Below are 15,781 nucleotides of genomic sequence, written 5' to 3'. Positions count from 1 at the left end.
CCGATGACACCGCTTTCCACGCTTGCATTTGTCTTTGGCCGCATCGGGCTGCTGTCTTTTGGCGGACCGGCCGCACAGATCGCGCTGATGCACCGCGAGCTGGTCGAGGAACGCCCCTGGCTGTCGGAACAGCAGTTCCTGCGCGCGCTCAGCTTTTGCATGTTGCTGCCCGGACCAGAGGCCATGCAACTGGCCACCTATGCGGGGTGGCGGCTGCGCGGCGTTCCGGGCGGGTTGATCGCGGGCGGGTTGTTTGTGCTGCCGGGGGCTTTGGTCATTGCGCTGCTTGCTCTGCTCTACGCAGAATTCGGCGCGCGGCCAGAGACAGAGGCGCTGTTGCTGGGGGTCAAGGCCTGCGTTGTGGTGATTGTCGCTCAGGCGCTGGTCAGGCTGTCCGCCAAGGCGTTGAAAGACGCGCCGGACCATATCGTGGCGAGCCTGTCCTTTCTGAGCATCTTCGCGCTTGGCCTGCCCTTTCCGCTGATCATCGCGCTGGCGGCCCTTTGGGGCGCGTCGCGGGGTACGACCGTGTCCGAAACCCCGCCAGAGCCCACGGGCAACAAGAGCCATCCCGCGACCCTCGCGCTTTGGTTGGCGCTCTGGCTGTTGCCGCTGCCGGTCCTCTGGATCACCGGGCAACAGTTGCTGTTCGACCTTGGTGCCTTTTTCGCCAAGCTGGCGGTTGTCACCTTTGGCGGTGCTTATGCCGTGCTGGCCTACATGGCGCAGGAGGTGGTCGAAACGCGCGGCTGGCTGGATGCGGCCCAGATGGTTGACGCGCTGGGACTGGCCGAAACCACTCCCGGTCCGCTGATCCTTGTGACGCAGTTCGTGGGCCAGTTGGCAGGTCATGCCCAAGGCGGGCCATGGTTTGCGCTGGCGGCGGGGGCGCTGACCCTCTGGATGACCTTTGTACCCTGTTTTTTATGGATTTTCGCGGGCGCCCCCTATGTTGAAAACCTTCTGGCCAGGCCGCGCCTGCAATCGGCGCTGGCCGCCATCACCGCTGCCGTGGTGGGCGTGATCCTCAACTTGTCGCTGTGGTTTGCGCTGCATGTGGTGTTTGCCGCGCTGGTCCCTGTCTCGATGGGTCCGATCGGTTTTGACTTGCCACAACTCGCCTCGGTGCGCTGGCCTGTCCTGCCGTTGATCTCACTGGCCTCGCTGCTGCTTTTGGTGGCCAAACGTGGCATTCCGCTTACTCTTTTGGCATGTGCCGCGTCGGGCTGGGCGCTGTCGCAGCTATGATTTTCGCCCCTTGGCCCCTTTTACTCTCTGCCAAAAGCAATATGGTGGGGGGGCGCTCAAAGGGATCCCCATATGTCCGACGGTATCGACTACGGCAAGCTCATGCACCGCGCCATGCGTGGCCTGATTCAGCAGGTTCTCGAGGATGTGCAAAAGGATGGCCTGCCGGGCGAACACCATTTTTTCATCACCTTCGACACCGGGCACCCGGACGCCGAACTGGCCGATTGGCTGTCGGACCGCTACCCCGATGAGATGACGGTGGTGATGCAGCACTGGTACGACAATCTGGATGTGACCGACGACGGGTTTTCCGTCACGCTGAATTTTGGCGACGCTCCAGAACGGTTGTATATTCCGTATGACGCGATCAAAACCTTTGTCGATCCTTCGGTGGAATTTGGACTGCGATTCGAAAGCCAGGAAGACGACGAAGATGGCGACGATCCCACGCCGCCGGATGGCCCGGGCCACGACCCGGACCCCAAGCCCCCGTCAGAACATCACGACGCCGAAGTCGTCAGCCTGGACCGGTTTCGCAAATAACGCTGTCGCGAGCGTGTCCGGCCCCTGTCGTCGACACGGGGTCTGACGCCCCTGACCCATACGACGGGGCCGACTCGTCCTGTCGTTCCGCGGGCGTCGGTCCCGGGCCGCGACTGCGCCTTGTCCGCTCCGATGCGCATTTGTCGCTGATTGCGCCACCAGAATTGCCCTTTGCCGGGGCATGGGCTAACCCGTTGCGCAACATAGTTCAGGAGCCACCTTCCATGACCGCGACCCGCACCGAATCCGACAGCTTTGGCCCGCTCGAAGTCCCCGCAGACAAGTACTGGGGCGCGCAGACACAGCGGTCGATCATGAACTTTCCCATCGGTTGGGAAAAACAGCCCGTCGCCATCGTGCGCGCGCTGGGGGTGATCAAAAAAGCCTGCGCCATGCAGAACAAGTCCACCGGCAAGATGGACGCCAAGATCGCGGATGCGGTGATTCAGGCCGCCGGCGAGGTCATTGACGGCAAGTTTGATGACAACTTTCCGCTGGTCGTCTGGCAAACCGGGTCAGGCACCCAGTCGAACATGAACTCCAACGAGGTCATCGCCAACCGCGCGATCGAGATCCTGGGCGGCGTGATCGGATCGAAGGACCCGGTACACCCGAACGACCATTGCAACATGGGTCAGTCGTCCAACGACACCTTCCCCACCGCAATGCATATCGCCACCGCCATGATGGTTCGCGACGTGCTGATCCCGGGCCTGACCAAGCTGGCCGAAGGGCTGGAGGCCAAATCGACCGAGTTCAAGGACATCATCAAGATCGGCCGCACCCATACACAAGACGCGACGCCGCTGACATTGGGGCAGGAATTTTCTGGCTACGCGCATCAGATCCGTCAGGGTTTGAAACGGGTCGAGGCCGCGATGCCCGGCATCTATGAGCTGGCGCAAGGCGGCACTGCCGTCGGCACCGGGTTGAACACCGCCCCCGGCTGGTCCGAGGCTGTGGCCGCGCATATGGCGGACATCACTGGCCTGCCCTTTGTCACCGCGCCCAACAAGTTCGAGGCGCTGGCCGCCCATGACGCCATGGTGTTCCTGTCGGGTGCCTTGGCCACCATCGCGGGCAGCTGCTATAAGATCGCCAGCGATATCCGGTTCCTTGGCTCTGGCCCGCGCTCTGGTCTTGGCGAATTGATCCTGCCGGAAAACGAACCCGGTTCCTCGATCATGCCGGGCAAGGTGAACCCGACGCAGGCAGAGGCGCTGACACAGGTCGCCGCTCATGTCATGGGCAACGACGCGGCGATCAAGTTCGCCGGGTCTCAGGGCCACTTTGAACTCAACGTCTACAACCCGATGATGAGCTACAACCTGCTCCAGTCGATCCAACTGCTGGGTGACGCCGCAGACAGCTTTACCCTGCGGATGCTGAACGGCATCAAGGCGAATGAGCCGCGCATCGAAAAGCTGATGAAAGAGTCGCTGATGCTGGTCACGGCGCTGGCACCGACCATTGGCTATGACAATGCCACCAAGGTCGCCAAGACCGCGTACAAGAATGGCACCACGTTGAAAGAAGAGGCGATTGCCCTGGGTTTTGTCGATGAGGCCACCTTTGACGCTGTGGTGCGCCCGGAACAGATGATCGGTCCCAAAGACTGATCGCCCACACCTGCGGTGGGTTGCCCCTGTCCGGGTGACTTGAACTGACCGGGTTTTCTTGCGTACGGTCTATAGACGGCATCCGGCTTGTCCGGGTGCCGTTTCTCCATGGGGGATCCCTTGTCAAAAGTCGTCAATCTCAACCGTTTCAAGAAGCAAAAGGCGCGCGATGGGAAGCGCCGTGATGGCGACGCCAACGCGGCGCAACATGGGTTGAGCAAGGCGCAAAAGGATCTGGCCAAAGCACGCGCGGACAAGGCCAAAAGCGATCTGGACGGACACGAAAAAGAATGAAGGGGCGTCCGGTCAAGCATTCGCTGACGCTCAAGGGGCATCGCACGTCGGTATCTCTGGAGGATCTGTTCTGGTTAGAATTTCGCCGCATCGCACGAGAAAATAACAAAACTATCAATGCATTGGCGTCCGAAATTGATGTAAGTCGAGACCCCGAGGTGGGGTTGGCGTCGTCAATCCGGGTTTTTGTGCTGCAACACTGTCTGGCTTCACGCGATGGGTGAATAGTTATCCACAAACGCCTGTGGACAAATCAATGCGCCGGAAAGACAAAACAGCGGTCGCGCCGAACGCTGAGCCACATGGGTGTGCCGGGTTTCGGCAGGAACACATTCGGCACAGACGCCCGCAGTTTTTGCTGATCGTGGTCCATGCGGAACTCCACAAGGCTTTCCGCCCCCATGAAGCGCGCGCGTTCGACCACCCCGCGCGCAGGCGCACCTGTCCGCGTTGAGGGGCTGGGCCCCTTGCCAGCCCGATCAAAATCAATGCTGACATGTTGCGGGCGAAAGACGATCTCAACCTCGGTGCCATCCGAAAACCCCGGCGCAAAGAACTGGCCAAAGGGCGTTGCGACCAGCGCTCCTTGAACTTTGCCTCGTATCGTATTGATGTCACTGAAAAAAGCCACTGCCTCCCGGTCTGCGGGGGAGTTGTAGATGTTATAGGGTGCGCCCATCTGGACAATGTGCCCCTTGCGCATCAGCGCTATTTCATCGGCCATCCGCATGGCCTCCTCGGGTTCATGCGTGACCAGCAGAACCGACGTGCCCTCTTCCTTGAGCAGTTCCAGCGTCTCATCCCGGATGCCGTCGCGCAGGCGGTTGTCGAGGCCGGAGAACGGTTCATCCATCAGCATGACGCGCGGTTTGGGCGCCAGCGCGCGGGCCAACGCGACGCGCTGCTGCTCACCACCCGACAATTCGTGCGGATAGCCGTCGATATAATGCTCCAGCCCGACGCGCCCCAGATAATCCCTGGCGCGGGCCTTTTTCTCTGCCCCCGATCCTTTGAGGCCAAAGGCGACGTTCTCCCCAACGCTAAGGTGCGGAAAAAGCGCGAAATCCTGAAACATCAACCCAACCGACCGCCGTTCGGGCGGGACCCGAAACACCGTGTCACAGATCAGATTGCCGTCGACGTAGATACTGCCGGAATCCTGCATCTCGACGCCCGCGATGATCCGCAACGTGGTGGATTTGCCGCAACCCGATGGCCCCAGAAGGCAGGTTACATGGCCCGGCTGAATCGCAAGTGAGACATTGTCGACCACGGGTTTGCCATCATAGCGGCGGTTGATGTTGCGGATCTCAAGACGGGGCGGTGTCACGGAAAGTCCTTTTTGGTCTCCGACGGATTTCATCGGGTTTGCAGAGAGATAAAGCGCGCAGCCCGCCCCTGCAACCCTAGCCCGACAGCGCCTTGGCCAGACGCGGCAAGCGGGCCTTTTTCATCAGGTCGCGGATCGTCCAGGGCTGGCCCGAAAGCCGTTCCGCCTGCACGCGCACCGCCTCACCAACCTGCGCCATCGTGTCGGGCTGCGCCTGCCAGAATCCCAGCAGAAAGGCATCGGGGTCGGCCCGGGCAAGCCCCTCTTCCGCCAGGACATTGCGCGGGAAATCCTTGGCGTTCAGCGTGATGATCACATCCGCATTGCCCGCGATAGCGGCGGCCAGCACATGCGCGTCGTTGGGGTCCGGCAGCCACAGCCGCCCTTCCAGAGAGGGTTTCCAGACAACCTCTGCCCGGGGCCAGGCGGCGCGGACAAGGGCGACCTCACCGCGGGCCTGCGCCTCACCCTCTGGGCCAATTTTCCGCGCCGCACGGGCCCATTCCTCCAGGATACGCGCCGACCAGAGCGGCGTGAACAGACCCTTGGACGCCGCGCCCAACAAGACCTCGCGCATCACTGTTGGATACAGCACACATGTATCCAACAGAACTTTCACAGGCGGAAAACCAGCGCCTTGAGATACCCCGACTCCGCCAGTTGCGGCAGTAGCGGATGATCCGGCCCGGCGGTGCCGGTATGGATCAGTTGCGCCCACCGTCCCGACCGGCCAATGCCGCGCAGACAGGCCCCGGTAAAGCTGTTCAGGTCGGCAGCGTGTGAACAGGAGCACAACACCAGATAGCCATCCTCTGCCACCAGCGTTGCGGCCAGGCGTGCGACACGCTCATAGGCGCGCAACCCCTTGTCCAACGCGGGTTTGTTGGGCGCAAAGGCGGGGGGATCGCAGATCACGACGTCAAAACGCCTGTCTTCACTTGCCAGGGCATCCATCACGGCAAAGGCATCGCCCTGCCGCGTCTCGAACCGATCGGTGGCGTTCATGCGCCCGGCCCCCTCTTCGGCCAGCGCCAAAGCCGGGGCAGAGCCATCCACCGCCAGCGTGTGGGTCGCCCCCCCAGCCAGCGCCGCCAGACCGAAACCGCCGACATGAGTGAACACGTCCAGCACGGTCTTGCCGCCAGCCAGACGGGCGACAAAACCCTGATTGTCACGCTGATCATAGAACAGGCCGGTTTTTTGTCCGCCGGTGAGGTCGGCCATGTAGGTGGCGCCATTCATCTGAACCGGCAGCGGGCCATCAGGTGCCGCGCCACGCAGCACGGCATCCTCGTCGTCGAGCCCTTCGAGTGCGCGGCCTCGCCCGCCTGCGTTCTTGAGCACATTGGCCACCCCGGTCACCGCGACCAACGCTGTTGTCAGCGCCTTGAGATGCACCTCCGCCCAGACCGCATTGGGTTGCACCACGCAAGTATCACCAAAACGGTCGATCACCACGCCGGGCAGCCCGTCACCTTCGGCATGGATCAGTCTGTAGAATGGCGCATCATAGGCGCTTTCGCGAAGCGACAGCGCCTTGCGCAGCCGCGTCGTGAACCAAGCCTCGTCGATCTGCGCCGAGGCATCCCGATCCAGCACCCGCCCAACGATGCGCGAGGCAGGATTGACCGCGACCGTCGCCAGCGGCGTGCGTTCTGCGTCCTCCAACGTGGCGATGCTGCCGGGCGTCAGCGCCTTACTGCGCCGGTCCATCACAAGTTCATTGTCAAAGACCCACGGCGCACCACGACGGATCGCGCGCGCATTGGCTTTGGGTTTCAGGCGCAGCACGGGGCGGCCTTGGGGCGTTTCTATATCTGTCATGCCCTTCGATTAGCCTGCTTCGGGAACCGGGGAAAGCGCTGGCGCGTTTCTGAGTGGGTAACTTGCGCAGAATCCGCGCAGAACATGATTGGCCCTTTACCGTTAGCGCTAACTGGATTAAGGAAAACCCAACCCCAAGCCAACGCTGATCCCCAAGGGAGTCCCGAATGCCGCTTGACGCCACCATCGCCCGAGTCACCGCCCGTATCGAAGCCCGCTCAGAGCAGATGCGCGCCACCTATCTGGACCGGATGCGCCGCGCCGCCGACGAAGGCCCGCGCCGCGCGCACCTGACCTGCGGCAACCAGGCCCATGCTTACGCCGCGATGAGCGACGACAAGGACGCGCTGGCTGGTGGGCGCGCGCCCAACCTTGGCATCGTGACTGCCTACAACGACATGCTGTCAGCGCACCAGCCGTTTGAAACTTACCCGCAAGTGATCCGTGAGGCCGCGCGCGCCGCCGGTGGCACAGCGCAGGTTGCCGGCGGCGTGCCCGCAATGTGTGACGGCGTCACCCAGGGGCAGGTCGGCATGGAACTGTCGCTTTTCTCGCGCGATGTGATCGCGCTGGCGGCTGGTGTCGCGCTGAGCCACAACGTCTTTGACGCCGCCGTCTACCTTGGTGTTTGCGACAAGATCGTGCCGGGCCTGGTGATCGCCGCCGCCACATTCGGCTATATCCCCGGCCTGTTCATTCCCGCCGGGCCCATGACCTCGGGCCTGCCCAATGATCAAAAGGCCAAGGTGCGACAGCAGTTTGCCGCTGGCGAAGTGGGCCGGGACAAATTGATGGAGGCAGAGATGGCCTCATACCACGGCGCAGGCACCTGCACCTTCTACGGCACCGCCAACTCCAACCAGATGTTGATGGAGTTCATGGGCCTGCACTTGCCGGGCACATCGTTCATCAACCCAGGCTCACCGCTGCGCGACGCGTTGACCGCCGAGGCGGCCAAACACGCGTTGTCGATCACGGCTCTGGGCAATGCCTATCGCCCGGTCTGTGACATCCTGGATGCCAAGGCCTTTGTGAACGGCATCGTGGGCCTGATGGCGACGGGTGGGTCTACCAACCTTGTCCTGCACCTGCCCGCCATGGCGCGCGCCGCCGGTATCGCGCTGGAGCTGGAGGATTTCGATGAGATCAGCTCTGCCACGCCGCTGATGGCCAAAGTCTACCCGAACGGCCTGGCGGACGTGAACCATTTCCACGCCGCAGGCGGCTTGCAGTACATGATCGGCAGCCTGTTGGAAGCAGGTCTGCTGCATGACGACGTCAAGACCGTCGCCGGCGACGGCCTGTCGCTGTATACTCGCGAACCCGTTCTGACCGGGAATGAGATCACTTACCGCGACGGCCCGCGTGACAGCCAGAATGACAAGATCCTGCGCCCCGCGCGCGATCCGTTCCAGACCTCGGGTGGTCTGAAACAACTGCACGGCAATCTGGGTCACGGCATGATCAAAGTCTCTGCCGTCGCCCCCGAACGCCATGTGATCGAGGCCCCGGCGCGGATCTTTCAGGATCAGGACAGCGTCAAGGCCGCGTTCAAGGCGGGTGAGTTCACCTCTGACACGGTGGTCGTCGTGCGCTTTCAGGGGCCGAAATCGAACGGCATGCCGGAATTGCATGGTCTTGTGCCCACACTTGCCGTTCTTCAGGATCGCGGGCTCAAGGTGGCGCTGGTCACCGATGGCCGCATGTCCGGCGCATCCGGCAAGGTGCCCGCCGCCATCCACGTCTCCCCCGAGGCGGCAAATGGCGGCCCGTTGGCGCGGCTGCGTGACGGCGATATCGTCCGCGTCGATGCCGTGAACGGCACGCTGGAAACGCTGGCCCCTGATTTCGCCGACCGCGATCCGGTTCAGGCCGACCTCAGCAACAATGGCCACGGCGTCGGGCGCGAACTGTTCGAGGCCTTCCGCCAAAATGTTGGACTTGCATCCAACGGCGCGGCCGTGGTGGTGTGATCTGCCGCTTCTTCTTGGTACAAATACTCAAAATCCACCCTGCCAGAGTGAGACCCGTTTGATGACTCCACAAGACGCCAGCCAAAGCAACGAGGCGCTGTGCCGCCTTGCCCCCGTGATCCCGGTTCTTGTGATCGACGACGCCTCCAAGGCGCGGCCCTTGGCCGAGGCGCTGGTCGCCGGTGGGCTGCCGGTGCTGGAGGTGACGTTGCGTACCCCGGCGGCGCTGGATGCGATCCGCGAGATGGCACAGGTTGAGGGCGGCATTGTCGGCGCGGGCACCTTGCTGACCCCAGAAGACGTGGCCGCCGCCATCGCAGCGGGCGCAAAGTTCGGCGTCTCGCCGGGGGCCACGGACAAACTACTGGATGCCTGTGAGGCGGCAAACCTGCCGCTTCTGCCGGGGATCGCCACCTCGACAGAGGCGATGCGCCTGTTGGAACGTGGCTATTCGGTGCAAAAGTTCTTTCCGGCAGAGGCCAATGGTGGCGTACCTGCGCTTAAATCCATCGGTGCGCCGATCCCGCAGGTGCGGTTCTGTCCCACCGGCGGTGTCAGTCCCGCCAATGCACCGGACTATCTGGCGCTGTCGAACACCCTGTGTGTCGGTGGCAGCTGGGTCGCGCCCAAGGATCTGGTCGCGGCCGGCGACTGGGCCGCGATCGAGGAACTTGCCCGCACAGCGGCCGCCCTGCCCCGCAGCTAATCCTCACGCCTCGTCCGTGTCCGGACGGTCACGCCTCGTCCATGTCCGGACGGGGCCGTGATTTCCACCCGCCTCGGCGGCGGGGTTTGCCTGCCGTCGCCAAACCGTCACGCAAAACCTGTGTCATCGGATGGTCTGCCGCCACGCCGTGGCGGGCCAACGTGGCGCCAATCAACGCCTGCGTGTCCACGCCCTCAGGCAGCGACAGCGCCCAGTCGAGGAAAATCGACCGACATTCTTCGGCGGTGATCCCTTCGATGGCATAGGCATCGGCCATCAGGCCTTTTGGGTCAATCGCGTCGCCCTTTGTCATGTCTCGCCCTCCGTTTGTGGCAGATCGCCGTCGATGATTTCAGCCGCACGCTGTGCCTTCGCCTCCAGATCCGACCGCAGCGCCGCCATATCCGACGCCCCGGTGACCCGCTGCAAAAAGGCGCAGCCGCCGGTGCCCAGCCGATCCGGGTCAATGGCCTCATCGCTGACCAGCCGCGCCCCGATCTGGAGCGCCCAGAACAGTTCGTAGGCGTTCACCAGAGCACTTCGGTCTTCCTCGGACAACCAGTCAGCCAGCCGCAACGCGCGCGGCGCCTCCCGCAAGGGACGCCCCGCAATCAGCGCGCAGGTCTGCGCGTACAGCTCGATGTCCTGCAACCGCCCTGCACCAATCTTGGCATCCAGTGGCCCGCCCGTTGCCTTGGCAGCCGCAATGCGTGCCCGCATATCAGCCACCGATTTACGCAAATCGGCTGTCTTGCGGTCCCTTGTGATCACCTCATGGCGCAGCGCCTCAACATCCGCGGCCAATTCGGCCGGCCCGGCGACCACGCGGGCGCGGGTCAGCGCCAGATGCTCCCACGCCCAGGCCTCATCGCGCTGATAGCTCTGGTAAGACGCCCAAGAGGTCGCCACAGGCCCCTGATTGCCCGATGGGCGCAGCCGCATGTCGACCTCATACAACTTGCCCTCGGCCATCGGCGCAGTCATCGCGGTGATCAACGCCTGGGTCAGGCGTGCATAATAAGTGCGGCTGGCCAGAGGCTTGCGCCCGTCTGACGACTCAACCCCCTCTGCGTCATAGATCACGATCACATCCAGATCCGACCGGGCGTGCTGACGCCGCGCGCCCAGCGATCCCATCCCCAGCACCACCGCGCCACGCCCCGGCGGCGGGCCATGCTTCTTGGCGAACATCGTCTGAACCTGTGGCCAGATCCCGGCCAGTACCGCCCCGGCCAGATCGGCATAGGCTTTGCCCGCCTCTTCGGGTTCCATCAGACCCCGCAGCAGGTGAACGCCGATCCGGAAGTGCCAGTCCTTGGCCCAACGCCGGGCGGCGTCAAGTTTCAGCTCATAATCCCCGGCCCGGTCCAATTCATCCAGCAACGCCGCCCGCAAGGCATCGGCCCCCGGCCACGGGCTAAAGAAATCCCCGACGATCACCGCGTCAAAGACACTGGCATTGCGCGACAAGTAGCGGGCCAGATCGGGAGAAGTATCAACGATGTCGACCAGCAGGTCGATCAGTTGCGGATTGGCCTCGAACAGGGAAAACAACTGCACCCCCGCCGGCAGCCCGCGCAGAAAACTGTCAAAGGCAGTCAGCGCTTCATCCGGGCGCGCCGCCTCGGCCAGACGGCGCAGAACCTCGGGGCGCAGCCGCCTGAAGATCTCGACGGCGCGCTGCGACCGTAAGCAGGGATAGCTGTGCCAACGCGATGGCAATGGGCTGTCGGCAAACACCTCCGGTGGCGCTCTGGACTCGCGCGCATCCGGGGCAAAGAACCCTTCGGTCAGGTCGTGAACCTCGGTCAGGCGGGCGCGCAGATCGGTCTCGACCTCCTGCGAATCGCGCCCCATCAGACAGGCCAATCGCTGCATGCCCTCCGGGGACTTGGGCAAATCGTGGGTCTGTGCATCCCCGATCATCTGCACCCGATGTTCGACCTCGCGGTGGGCGCGGTAATGGCCTGCCAGCTTGTCGGCCACCTCTTGCGGCAGCCAACCTTTGAACGCCAGCCGGTGCAACCCGTCGACCGTACCACGCACCCGCAATTCCGGATCGCGCCCGCCCGCGATCAACTGCCGGGTCTGGGTAAAAAATTCGATCTCGCGGATGCCACCCCGGCCCAGTTTCATGTTGTGACCGGGCAAGGTGATCCACCCGTGAAATCCTTTGTGTTCGCGGATGCGCAGCCGCATGTCGTGCGCGTCCTGAATGGCAGCAAAATCCAGGTGCTTGCGCCAGACAAAGGGGGTGAGCGTTTTCAGGAACCGCGCGCCGGCCTCCAGATCACCGGCAGAGGGCCGCGCCTTGATATAGGCCGCCCGTTCCCAGGTGCGCCCGACACTTTCGTAATACCGTTCCGCCGCTTCCATTGCCATGCAGACAGGGGTCACCGACGGGTCAGGGCGCAACCGCAGATCGGTGCGAAAGACATAGCCCTCGCCGGTCAGATCGTTCAGCGTGGCCGCCATCTTGCGGGTCGCACGCACAAGGGTGGACCGCGCCTCATGGTAATCGTCGGGGTCATAGCGTGTCTCATCAAACAGACAGATCAGGTCGATGTCCGAGGAATAATTCAGCTCTCCGGCGCCCATCTTGCCCATGGCCAGCGCCACCATGCCGCCCGCGTCGGCGATGTCATCCTCTCCCATGCCGGGCAGCTTTCCGCGCGTGATCAGCGGTGCAAGCGCCGCCCGCAGCGCAAGCGTGACGGAAAGGTCCGCAAAATCCGTCAGCGTGCCGGTCACCTGTTCCAGCGTCCATGCGCCTGACAGATCACAAAGCGCAATTAACAAGGCAATCCGCCGTTTGGCCTGGCGCAATGCATCGCCGATCTGACCGGGCGAAACCTCCCGCAAATCGGCGTACACCGCGTCCACCGCCCCCTCGGGGTCTGCCAAAGCCTCTTCCAGCCAAGCGTTTTCCTTGAGGATCAACCCGCGCAGATAGGGGCTCGACCCAGCGGTGCCTTCGATCAGATCAGCCAACGGCCCCAGGGCCCAAGGGCAAGCATCCAGCGCTTCTCTCCCGCGATCAGGCTCAAAGGCGCGCGGGCTTCGGGTCATACGGTTTTCCAGAGTCATACCCGCAGATGGCCACCAATCGTCGTCAAGCGCAACTGCCTTGCAGCCCGCGCGCACCTGACGCAATCTGCGCCTCGCCCCCGGAACGGAGATCCCCATGAGCAAGAGCCTGAACCGCGTCCGCGCCGCCCTCGACTCCGCCGGGCTTGTCCCCGAGATCCGCGAAGTAGACAAGGCCCGCACCGCACAAGAGGCGGCCGACAGCGTTGGCTGCACGCTGGACCAGATCGCCAAATCGATCATCTTTCGCGCCAAAACCACCGGGATGGCCGTGCTGTTCTTGACCGCAGGCGGCAACCGGGTCTGCGACCAAAAGGCGACCGCCTTGGCCGGCGAGCCGTTGGGCAAGGCCGACGCGGCGCTGATCCGCACACAGACCGGATTTGCCATCGGCGGCGTTGCCCCGGTAGGCCACCTGACCCCGATCCGCGCCTGGATAGACCCCCGTTTACTGGCGTTCGACACCGTCTGGGCCGCAGCCGGAACACCACGTCACGTCTTTGCTGTCGCCCCTCACTGCCTGCCGGAACTGACGGGGGCTCTCGTCGCTGATTTCACACTCTAGGCCCGATCTGCGGCTTCTTCTGGCCAAAAATATCCCGGGGGTGTCGACCAAAGGGAGACGGGGGCAGCGCCCCAATCTGCGCAACTATCGGAAAACAAACACATCTTCCGGAAAATGTAAATTACCTTCACATCGCCCCTTGAAAGGCGCGTTTGCAATTCCGATCTGTTTCAATGTGAAAGGCATTCACATCACACACCGAACGGAGAGACACATGACCACCGCCGCATATACGTCCCACCTGCCCGCCAACGCTGGCTGGCTTGCACGGGCCGAGGCATGGCTGGATCACAAGGGCAAAGGTGCCTGGATCGCGGCCATGGTTCTCGGGTTCGTCTTCTTCTGGCCTGTTGGCCTTGCTTTTCTTGCCTACATGATCTGGAGCAAACGCATGTTTTCGAAATCCTGCCGCACCAACGGACGCCACCACGAAGGCCGCAAGGCCGCATGGGCGGCAATGAAACCCTCGGGCAACCGCGCTTTTGACGCATACAAGACAGAGACGCTGCGCCGCCTCGAATCTGAACAAGAGGCCTTTCAGGAGTTTCTGGAACGTCTGCGCGAAGCAAAGGACAAGACCGAATTCGACCAGTTCATGGATGACCGTGCACGCCGCGCCCGTTCCGAGGCGGAAGAACCGGAAAACGCCTGACCAAACCGACGCCCCTCCGGGGGCGTCAGTCCTCTTCTCAGCCAGGAGCAAAAAATGTATTCCGAGCCTATGTCCCACCTGCCCGATCCCGAACGTCAGGTCGCGTTTTACGAGGGCGTGACCGTCAAGCGCGGTCTTGCCTGGGTGGTCGACACCGTGCTCATTGCACTGATCACCCTGCCCATTTCCGTGTTTTCAATTGTCGGGCTGTTCATCCTGCCGCTGATGTTTCTTGTCATCGGCTTTATCTACCGCTGGATGTTCATTGCGGGCGGATCCTCGACGCCGGGAATGCGTCTGATGTCGATCGAATTTCGCAATGCCCATGGCGCACGGCTGGATGGCGGTGAGGCCTTTTTGCATACCCTGGGGTATACGGTGATTTCCTCGACAGTGATTCTGCAACTTGGCTCCATCGTGATGATGTTCGTCACTGAACGTGGCCAGGGCCTGCATGACATGCTTTTGGGGACTGTCGCGCTCAACCGTCGCTTCTGAGGCAACAGAAGCATCAGATCCGCCGAATTTTCCCCGCCAGCGGCCCCATTTACCATGATTTAGGAAAGGCCCCGCCGGTGCGGGGCCTGTTGCGTTGTAGGACTTGGCGACAGTCGGGATCATTGTTACCTTTTCATTAAATTGCCGAGGTATTCAGGTCCGATGCGCCACTCGCTGCCGCTAGCTCCACAGTTCTACGTCACAGCCCCCCAGCCCTGCCCGTATCTGGAGGGCCGGATGGAGCGAAAGCTGTTCACTGCTCTTCAGGGCGAATCGTCTCAGAAACTGAACGACTCGCTGTCAAAGCAGGGCTTTCGCCGCTCGCAGAACGTGCTTTATCGCCCGTCCTGTGCCGATTGCGCCGCTTGTCTTTCGGCCCGGATCGACGTGACCCGGTTTGAACCCACGCGCAACCAACGCCGCGTCCAGCGCCGCAACGCCCATTTTGAACGGCGCGCGACCAGCCCATGGGCGACAGAGGAACAATACGATCTGTTCCGGCGCTATCTCGACAGACGCCATGCAGATGGCGGCATGGCGGATATGGACGTCTTCGAATTCGCCGCCATGGTCGAAGAAACGCCGATCCGCAGCCGCGTGATCGAATACATTGACCGCGACAGTGGCGCGCTGATCGCCACCTGCCTGACCGACATGCTGGATGACGGCCTGTCCATGGTCTACTCGTTTTACGAACCCGATCTGGCGCGCAACTCATTGGGAAAGTGGATGATCCTCGATCACATCGAGATCGCCCGCGAGGCTGGGCTGCCCTATGTCTATCTGGGCTACTGGGTGCCCGGCAGCGACAAGATGGGCTACAAGGCGGAATTCAGCGCGCTGGAGATCTTTCGCCGCGATGGGTGGGAGCGGCTGGAGAACGCCGGAGATTTCAACGCCGAGATGCATCCTCTGTCGACCGATCCGATTGCCGAACAGGTCGCCAATATCTCATTTCCCGATACGCGCGGCTGACCGCGTCGCCCACCGTGATGGCCACGCCTGCTGCGCCCGCTTGATGTGGGCGTCTGCGCGTCGGCGCTTGATGTAAGGAACGCCACTATTGACGTTGCGTCACTTAAAAAATTGACCGAAAGGTCAAAATACCCTCTCCACAACCGCTCCGCAAAAAGTTAGTCGGAGCACATGACGCAACCAGAAGAATATCTCCCGGCCTTTCTTGCCAGCATCGAGTCGCTTGATCCCGACAGCCAGATTGGGCATGCGCGGGGTCTTGTCGTCGCGGTCCTAGAGCATCTCGGCTATGTTCTGGCACGGGACACCGACACAACGGCGGCGACCTCCGCCTTTATCCTTGCGGCAGACCTGGAAAAGCGCCTGAACTCTCTGGAATTGATGATCGGCTCTGACGGAGCCTCCTAAAGCCCTCACCGAAAGCCGCATAAAAAAAGGGCAGGCTGTGACGCCTGCCCTTTTCG

17 protein-coding genes are annotated in these 15,781 nt (G+C 62.5%); 12 read left to right on the top strand and 5 right to left on the bottom strand.

Features of this window, described 5'->3' with window-relative positions; genetic code table 11:
- Positions 1 to 3: 3 nt before the first annotated feature.
- The 5 genes from chrA (at position 4) to CHB90_RS10945 (ending at position 3,931) form a co-directional block, all read left to right on the top strand.
- The gene (gene chrA / locus CHB90_RS10965) at positions 4 to 1,248 is read left to right on the top strand and encodes a chromate efflux transporter (protein WP_089277911.1); all 1,245 of its coding nucleotides are present in this window, start codon (positions 4 to 6) and stop codon (positions 1,246 to 1,248) included.
- 72 nt (positions 1,249 to 1,320) lie between these two features.
- On the top strand, positions 1,321 to 1,794 hold the full coding sequence (locus CHB90_RS10960) for an SspB family protein (RefSeq protein WP_089277910.1): 474 nt from the start codon (positions 1,321 to 1,323) through the stop codon (positions 1,792 to 1,794).
- Positions 1,795 to 2,018: 224 nt separating this feature from the next.
- Positions 2,019 to 3,413, top strand: coding sequence for a class II fumarate hydratase (gene fumC, locus CHB90_RS10955; RefSeq protein ID WP_089277909.1), 1,395 nt, complete (start codon positions 2,019 to 2,021; stop codon positions 3,411 to 3,413).
- A gap of 120 nt (positions 3,414 to 3,533) precedes the next feature.
- Entirely contained in the window at positions 3,534 to 3,707 is a 174-nt protein-coding gene (locus CHB90_RS10950; protein WP_089277930.1) for a DUF4169 family protein, read from the top strand.
- Positions 3,704 to 3,931, top strand: coding sequence for a ribbon-helix-helix domain-containing protein (locus tag CHB90_RS10945; RefSeq protein WP_089277908.1), 228 nt, complete (start codon positions 3,704 to 3,706; stop codon positions 3,929 to 3,931). Before CHB90_RS10950 ends, CHB90_RS10945 begins: the two co-directional genes overlap by 4 nt.
- Before the next feature lie 29 nt (positions 3,932 to 3,960).
- Here the strand turns inward: CHB90_RS10945 and CHB90_RS10940 are convergent, their stop codons facing one another.
- The 3 genes from CHB90_RS10940 to CHB90_RS10930 are packed head-to-tail and all read right to left on the bottom strand — an operon-like array spanning position 3,961 to position 6,861.
- Positions 3,961 to 5,070: an ABC transporter ATP-binding protein gene (locus tag CHB90_RS10940; protein WP_089277907.1), complete on the bottom strand. Its 1,110-nt coding sequence runs from the start codon at positions 5,068 to 5,070 to the stop codon at positions 3,961 to 3,963.
- A 43-nt stretch (positions 5,071 to 5,113) separates the two neighbouring features.
- Positions 5,114 to 5,656, bottom strand: coding sequence for an RSP_2648 family PIN domain-containing protein (locus CHB90_RS10935; RefSeq protein ID WP_089277906.1), 543 nt, complete (start codon positions 5,654 to 5,656; stop codon positions 5,114 to 5,116).
- Positions 5,653 to 6,861: an RSP_2647 family RNA methyltransferase gene (locus CHB90_RS10930; protein WP_089277905.1), complete on the bottom strand. Its 1,209-nt coding sequence runs from the start codon at positions 6,859 to 6,861 to the stop codon at positions 5,653 to 5,655. Before CHB90_RS10930 ends, CHB90_RS10935 begins: the two co-directional genes overlap by 4 nt.
- Before the next feature lie 167 nt (positions 6,862 to 7,028).
- On the opposite strand from CHB90_RS10930, the gene edd reads away from it, so the two are divergent.
- The gene (edd, locus tag CHB90_RS10925) at positions 7,029 to 8,834 is read left to right on the top strand and encodes a phosphogluconate dehydratase (protein ID WP_089277904.1); all 1,806 of its coding nucleotides are present in this window, start codon (positions 7,029 to 7,031) and stop codon (positions 8,832 to 8,834) included.
- A gap of 61 nt (positions 8,835 to 8,895) precedes the next feature.
- Positions 8,896 to 9,540, top strand: a complete 645-nt coding sequence (gene eda / locus CHB90_RS10920) for a bifunctional 4-hydroxy-2-oxoglutarate aldolase/2-dehydro-3-deoxy-phosphogluconate aldolase (RefSeq protein WP_089277903.1) — start codon at positions 8,896 to 8,898, stop codon at positions 9,538 to 9,540.
- 28 nt (positions 9,541 to 9,568) lie between these two features.
- Here eda and CHB90_RS10915 read toward each other — a convergent pair whose 3' ends face one another.
- Both CHB90_RS10915 and CHB90_RS10910 read right to left on the bottom strand, forming a co-directional pair.
- Positions 9,569 to 9,853: a hypothetical protein gene (locus CHB90_RS10915; RefSeq protein ID WP_089277902.1), complete on the bottom strand. Its 285-nt coding sequence runs from the start codon at positions 9,851 to 9,853 to the stop codon at positions 9,569 to 9,571.
- Positions 9,850 to 12,627 (bottom strand): [protein-PII] uridylyltransferase family protein, encoded by a 2,778-nt coding sequence (locus tag CHB90_RS10910; protein WP_089277929.1) that lies wholly within the window; start codon positions 12,625 to 12,627, stop codon positions 9,850 to 9,852. The genes CHB90_RS10915 and CHB90_RS10910 overlap by 4 nt, the downstream gene beginning before the upstream one ends.
- 97 nt (positions 12,628 to 12,724) lie before the next feature.
- On the opposite strand from CHB90_RS10910, the gene CHB90_RS10905 reads away from it, so the two are divergent.
- The 5 genes from CHB90_RS10905 (at position 12,725) to CHB90_RS10885 (ending at position 15,725) form a co-directional block, all read left to right on the top strand.
- Positions 12,725 to 13,192, top strand: a complete 468-nt coding sequence (locus CHB90_RS10905; protein ID WP_089277901.1) for a YbaK/EbsC family protein — start codon at positions 12,725 to 12,727, stop codon at positions 13,190 to 13,192.
- Between the two features lie 214 nt (positions 13,193 to 13,406).
- Positions 13,407 to 13,844: a DUF2852 domain-containing protein gene (locus CHB90_RS10900; RefSeq protein ID WP_089277900.1), complete on the top strand. Its 438-nt coding sequence runs from the start codon at positions 13,407 to 13,409 to the stop codon at positions 13,842 to 13,844.
- Between the two features lie 54 nt (positions 13,845 to 13,898).
- Entirely contained in the window at positions 13,899 to 14,342 is a 444-nt protein-coding gene (locus tag CHB90_RS10895) for an RDD family protein (RefSeq protein WP_089277899.1), read from the top strand.
- Positions 14,343 to 14,504: 162 nt separating this feature from the next.
- Entirely contained in the window at positions 14,505 to 15,317 is an 813-nt protein-coding gene (locus tag CHB90_RS10890) for an arginyltransferase (RefSeq protein WP_089277898.1), read from the top strand.
- 171 nt (positions 15,318 to 15,488) lie between these two features.
- Positions 15,489 to 15,725 (top strand): hypothetical protein, encoded by a 237-nt coding sequence (locus CHB90_RS10885; RefSeq protein WP_089277897.1) that lies wholly within the window; start codon positions 15,489 to 15,491, stop codon positions 15,723 to 15,725.
- Positions 15,726 to 15,781 lie beyond the last annotated feature (56 nt).

This window comes from Antarctobacter heliothermus (genome assembly GCF_900188425.1).
Lineage (GTDB): Bacteria > Pseudomonadota > Alphaproteobacteria > Rhodobacterales > Rhodobacteraceae > Antarctobacter > Antarctobacter heliothermus.
Note: the sequence above shows the minus strand (reverse complement) of the source record. Positions and strands in the feature narration are given on the sequence as shown.

Coding starts and splice junctions, on each gene's coding strand:
- CHB90_RS10960 (WP_089277910.1), top strand. CDS start 1,321: ATGTCCGACGGTATCGACTACGGCAAGCTCATGCACCGCGCCATGCGT.
- CHB90_RS10940 (WP_089277907.1), bottom strand. CDS start 5,070: ATGAAATCCGTCGGAGACCAAAAAGGACTTTCCGTGACACCGCCCCGT.
- CHB90_RS10895 (WP_089277899.1), top strand. CDS start 13,899: ATGTATTCCGAGCCTATGTCCCACCTGCCCGATCCCGAACGTCAGGTC.
- CHB90_RS10945 (WP_089277908.1), top strand. CDS start 3,704: ATGAAGGGGCGTCCGGTCAAGCATTCGCTGACGCTCAAGGGGCATCGC.
- CHB90_RS10885 (WP_089277897.1), top strand. CDS start 15,489: ATGACGCAACCAGAAGAATATCTCCCGGCCTTTCTTGCCAGCATCGAG.
- fumC (WP_089277909.1), top strand. CDS start 2,019: ATGACCGCGACCCGCACCGAATCCGACAGCTTTGGCCCGCTCGAAGTC.
- CHB90_RS10890 (WP_089277898.1), top strand. CDS start 14,505: ATGCGCCACTCGCTGCCGCTAGCTCCACAGTTCTACGTCACAGCCCCC.
- CHB90_RS10910 (WP_089277929.1), bottom strand. CDS start 12,627: ATGACTCTGGAAAACCGTATGACCCGAAGCCCGCGCGCCTTTGAGCCT.
- CHB90_RS10905 (WP_089277901.1), top strand. CDS start 12,725: ATGAGCAAGAGCCTGAACCGCGTCCGCGCCGCCCTCGACTCCGCCGGG.
- edd (WP_089277904.1), top strand. CDS start 7,029: ATGCCGCTTGACGCCACCATCGCCCGAGTCACCGCCCGTATCGAAGCC.
- CHB90_RS10900 (WP_089277900.1), top strand. CDS start 13,407: ATGACCACCGCCGCATATACGTCCCACCTGCCCGCCAACGCTGGCTGG.
- CHB90_RS10915 (WP_089277902.1), bottom strand. CDS start 9,853: ATGACAAAGGGCGACGCGATTGACCCAAAAGGCCTGATGGCCGATGCC.
- CHB90_RS10930 (WP_089277905.1), bottom strand. CDS start 6,861: ATGACAGATATAGAAACGCCCCAAGGCCGCCCCGTGCTGCGCCTGAAA.
- eda (WP_089277903.1), top strand. CDS start 8,896: ATGACTCCACAAGACGCCAGCCAAAGCAACGAGGCGCTGTGCCGCCTT.
- chrA (WP_089277911.1), top strand. CDS start 4: ATGACACCGCTTTCCACGCTTGCATTTGTCTTTGGCCGCATCGGGCTG.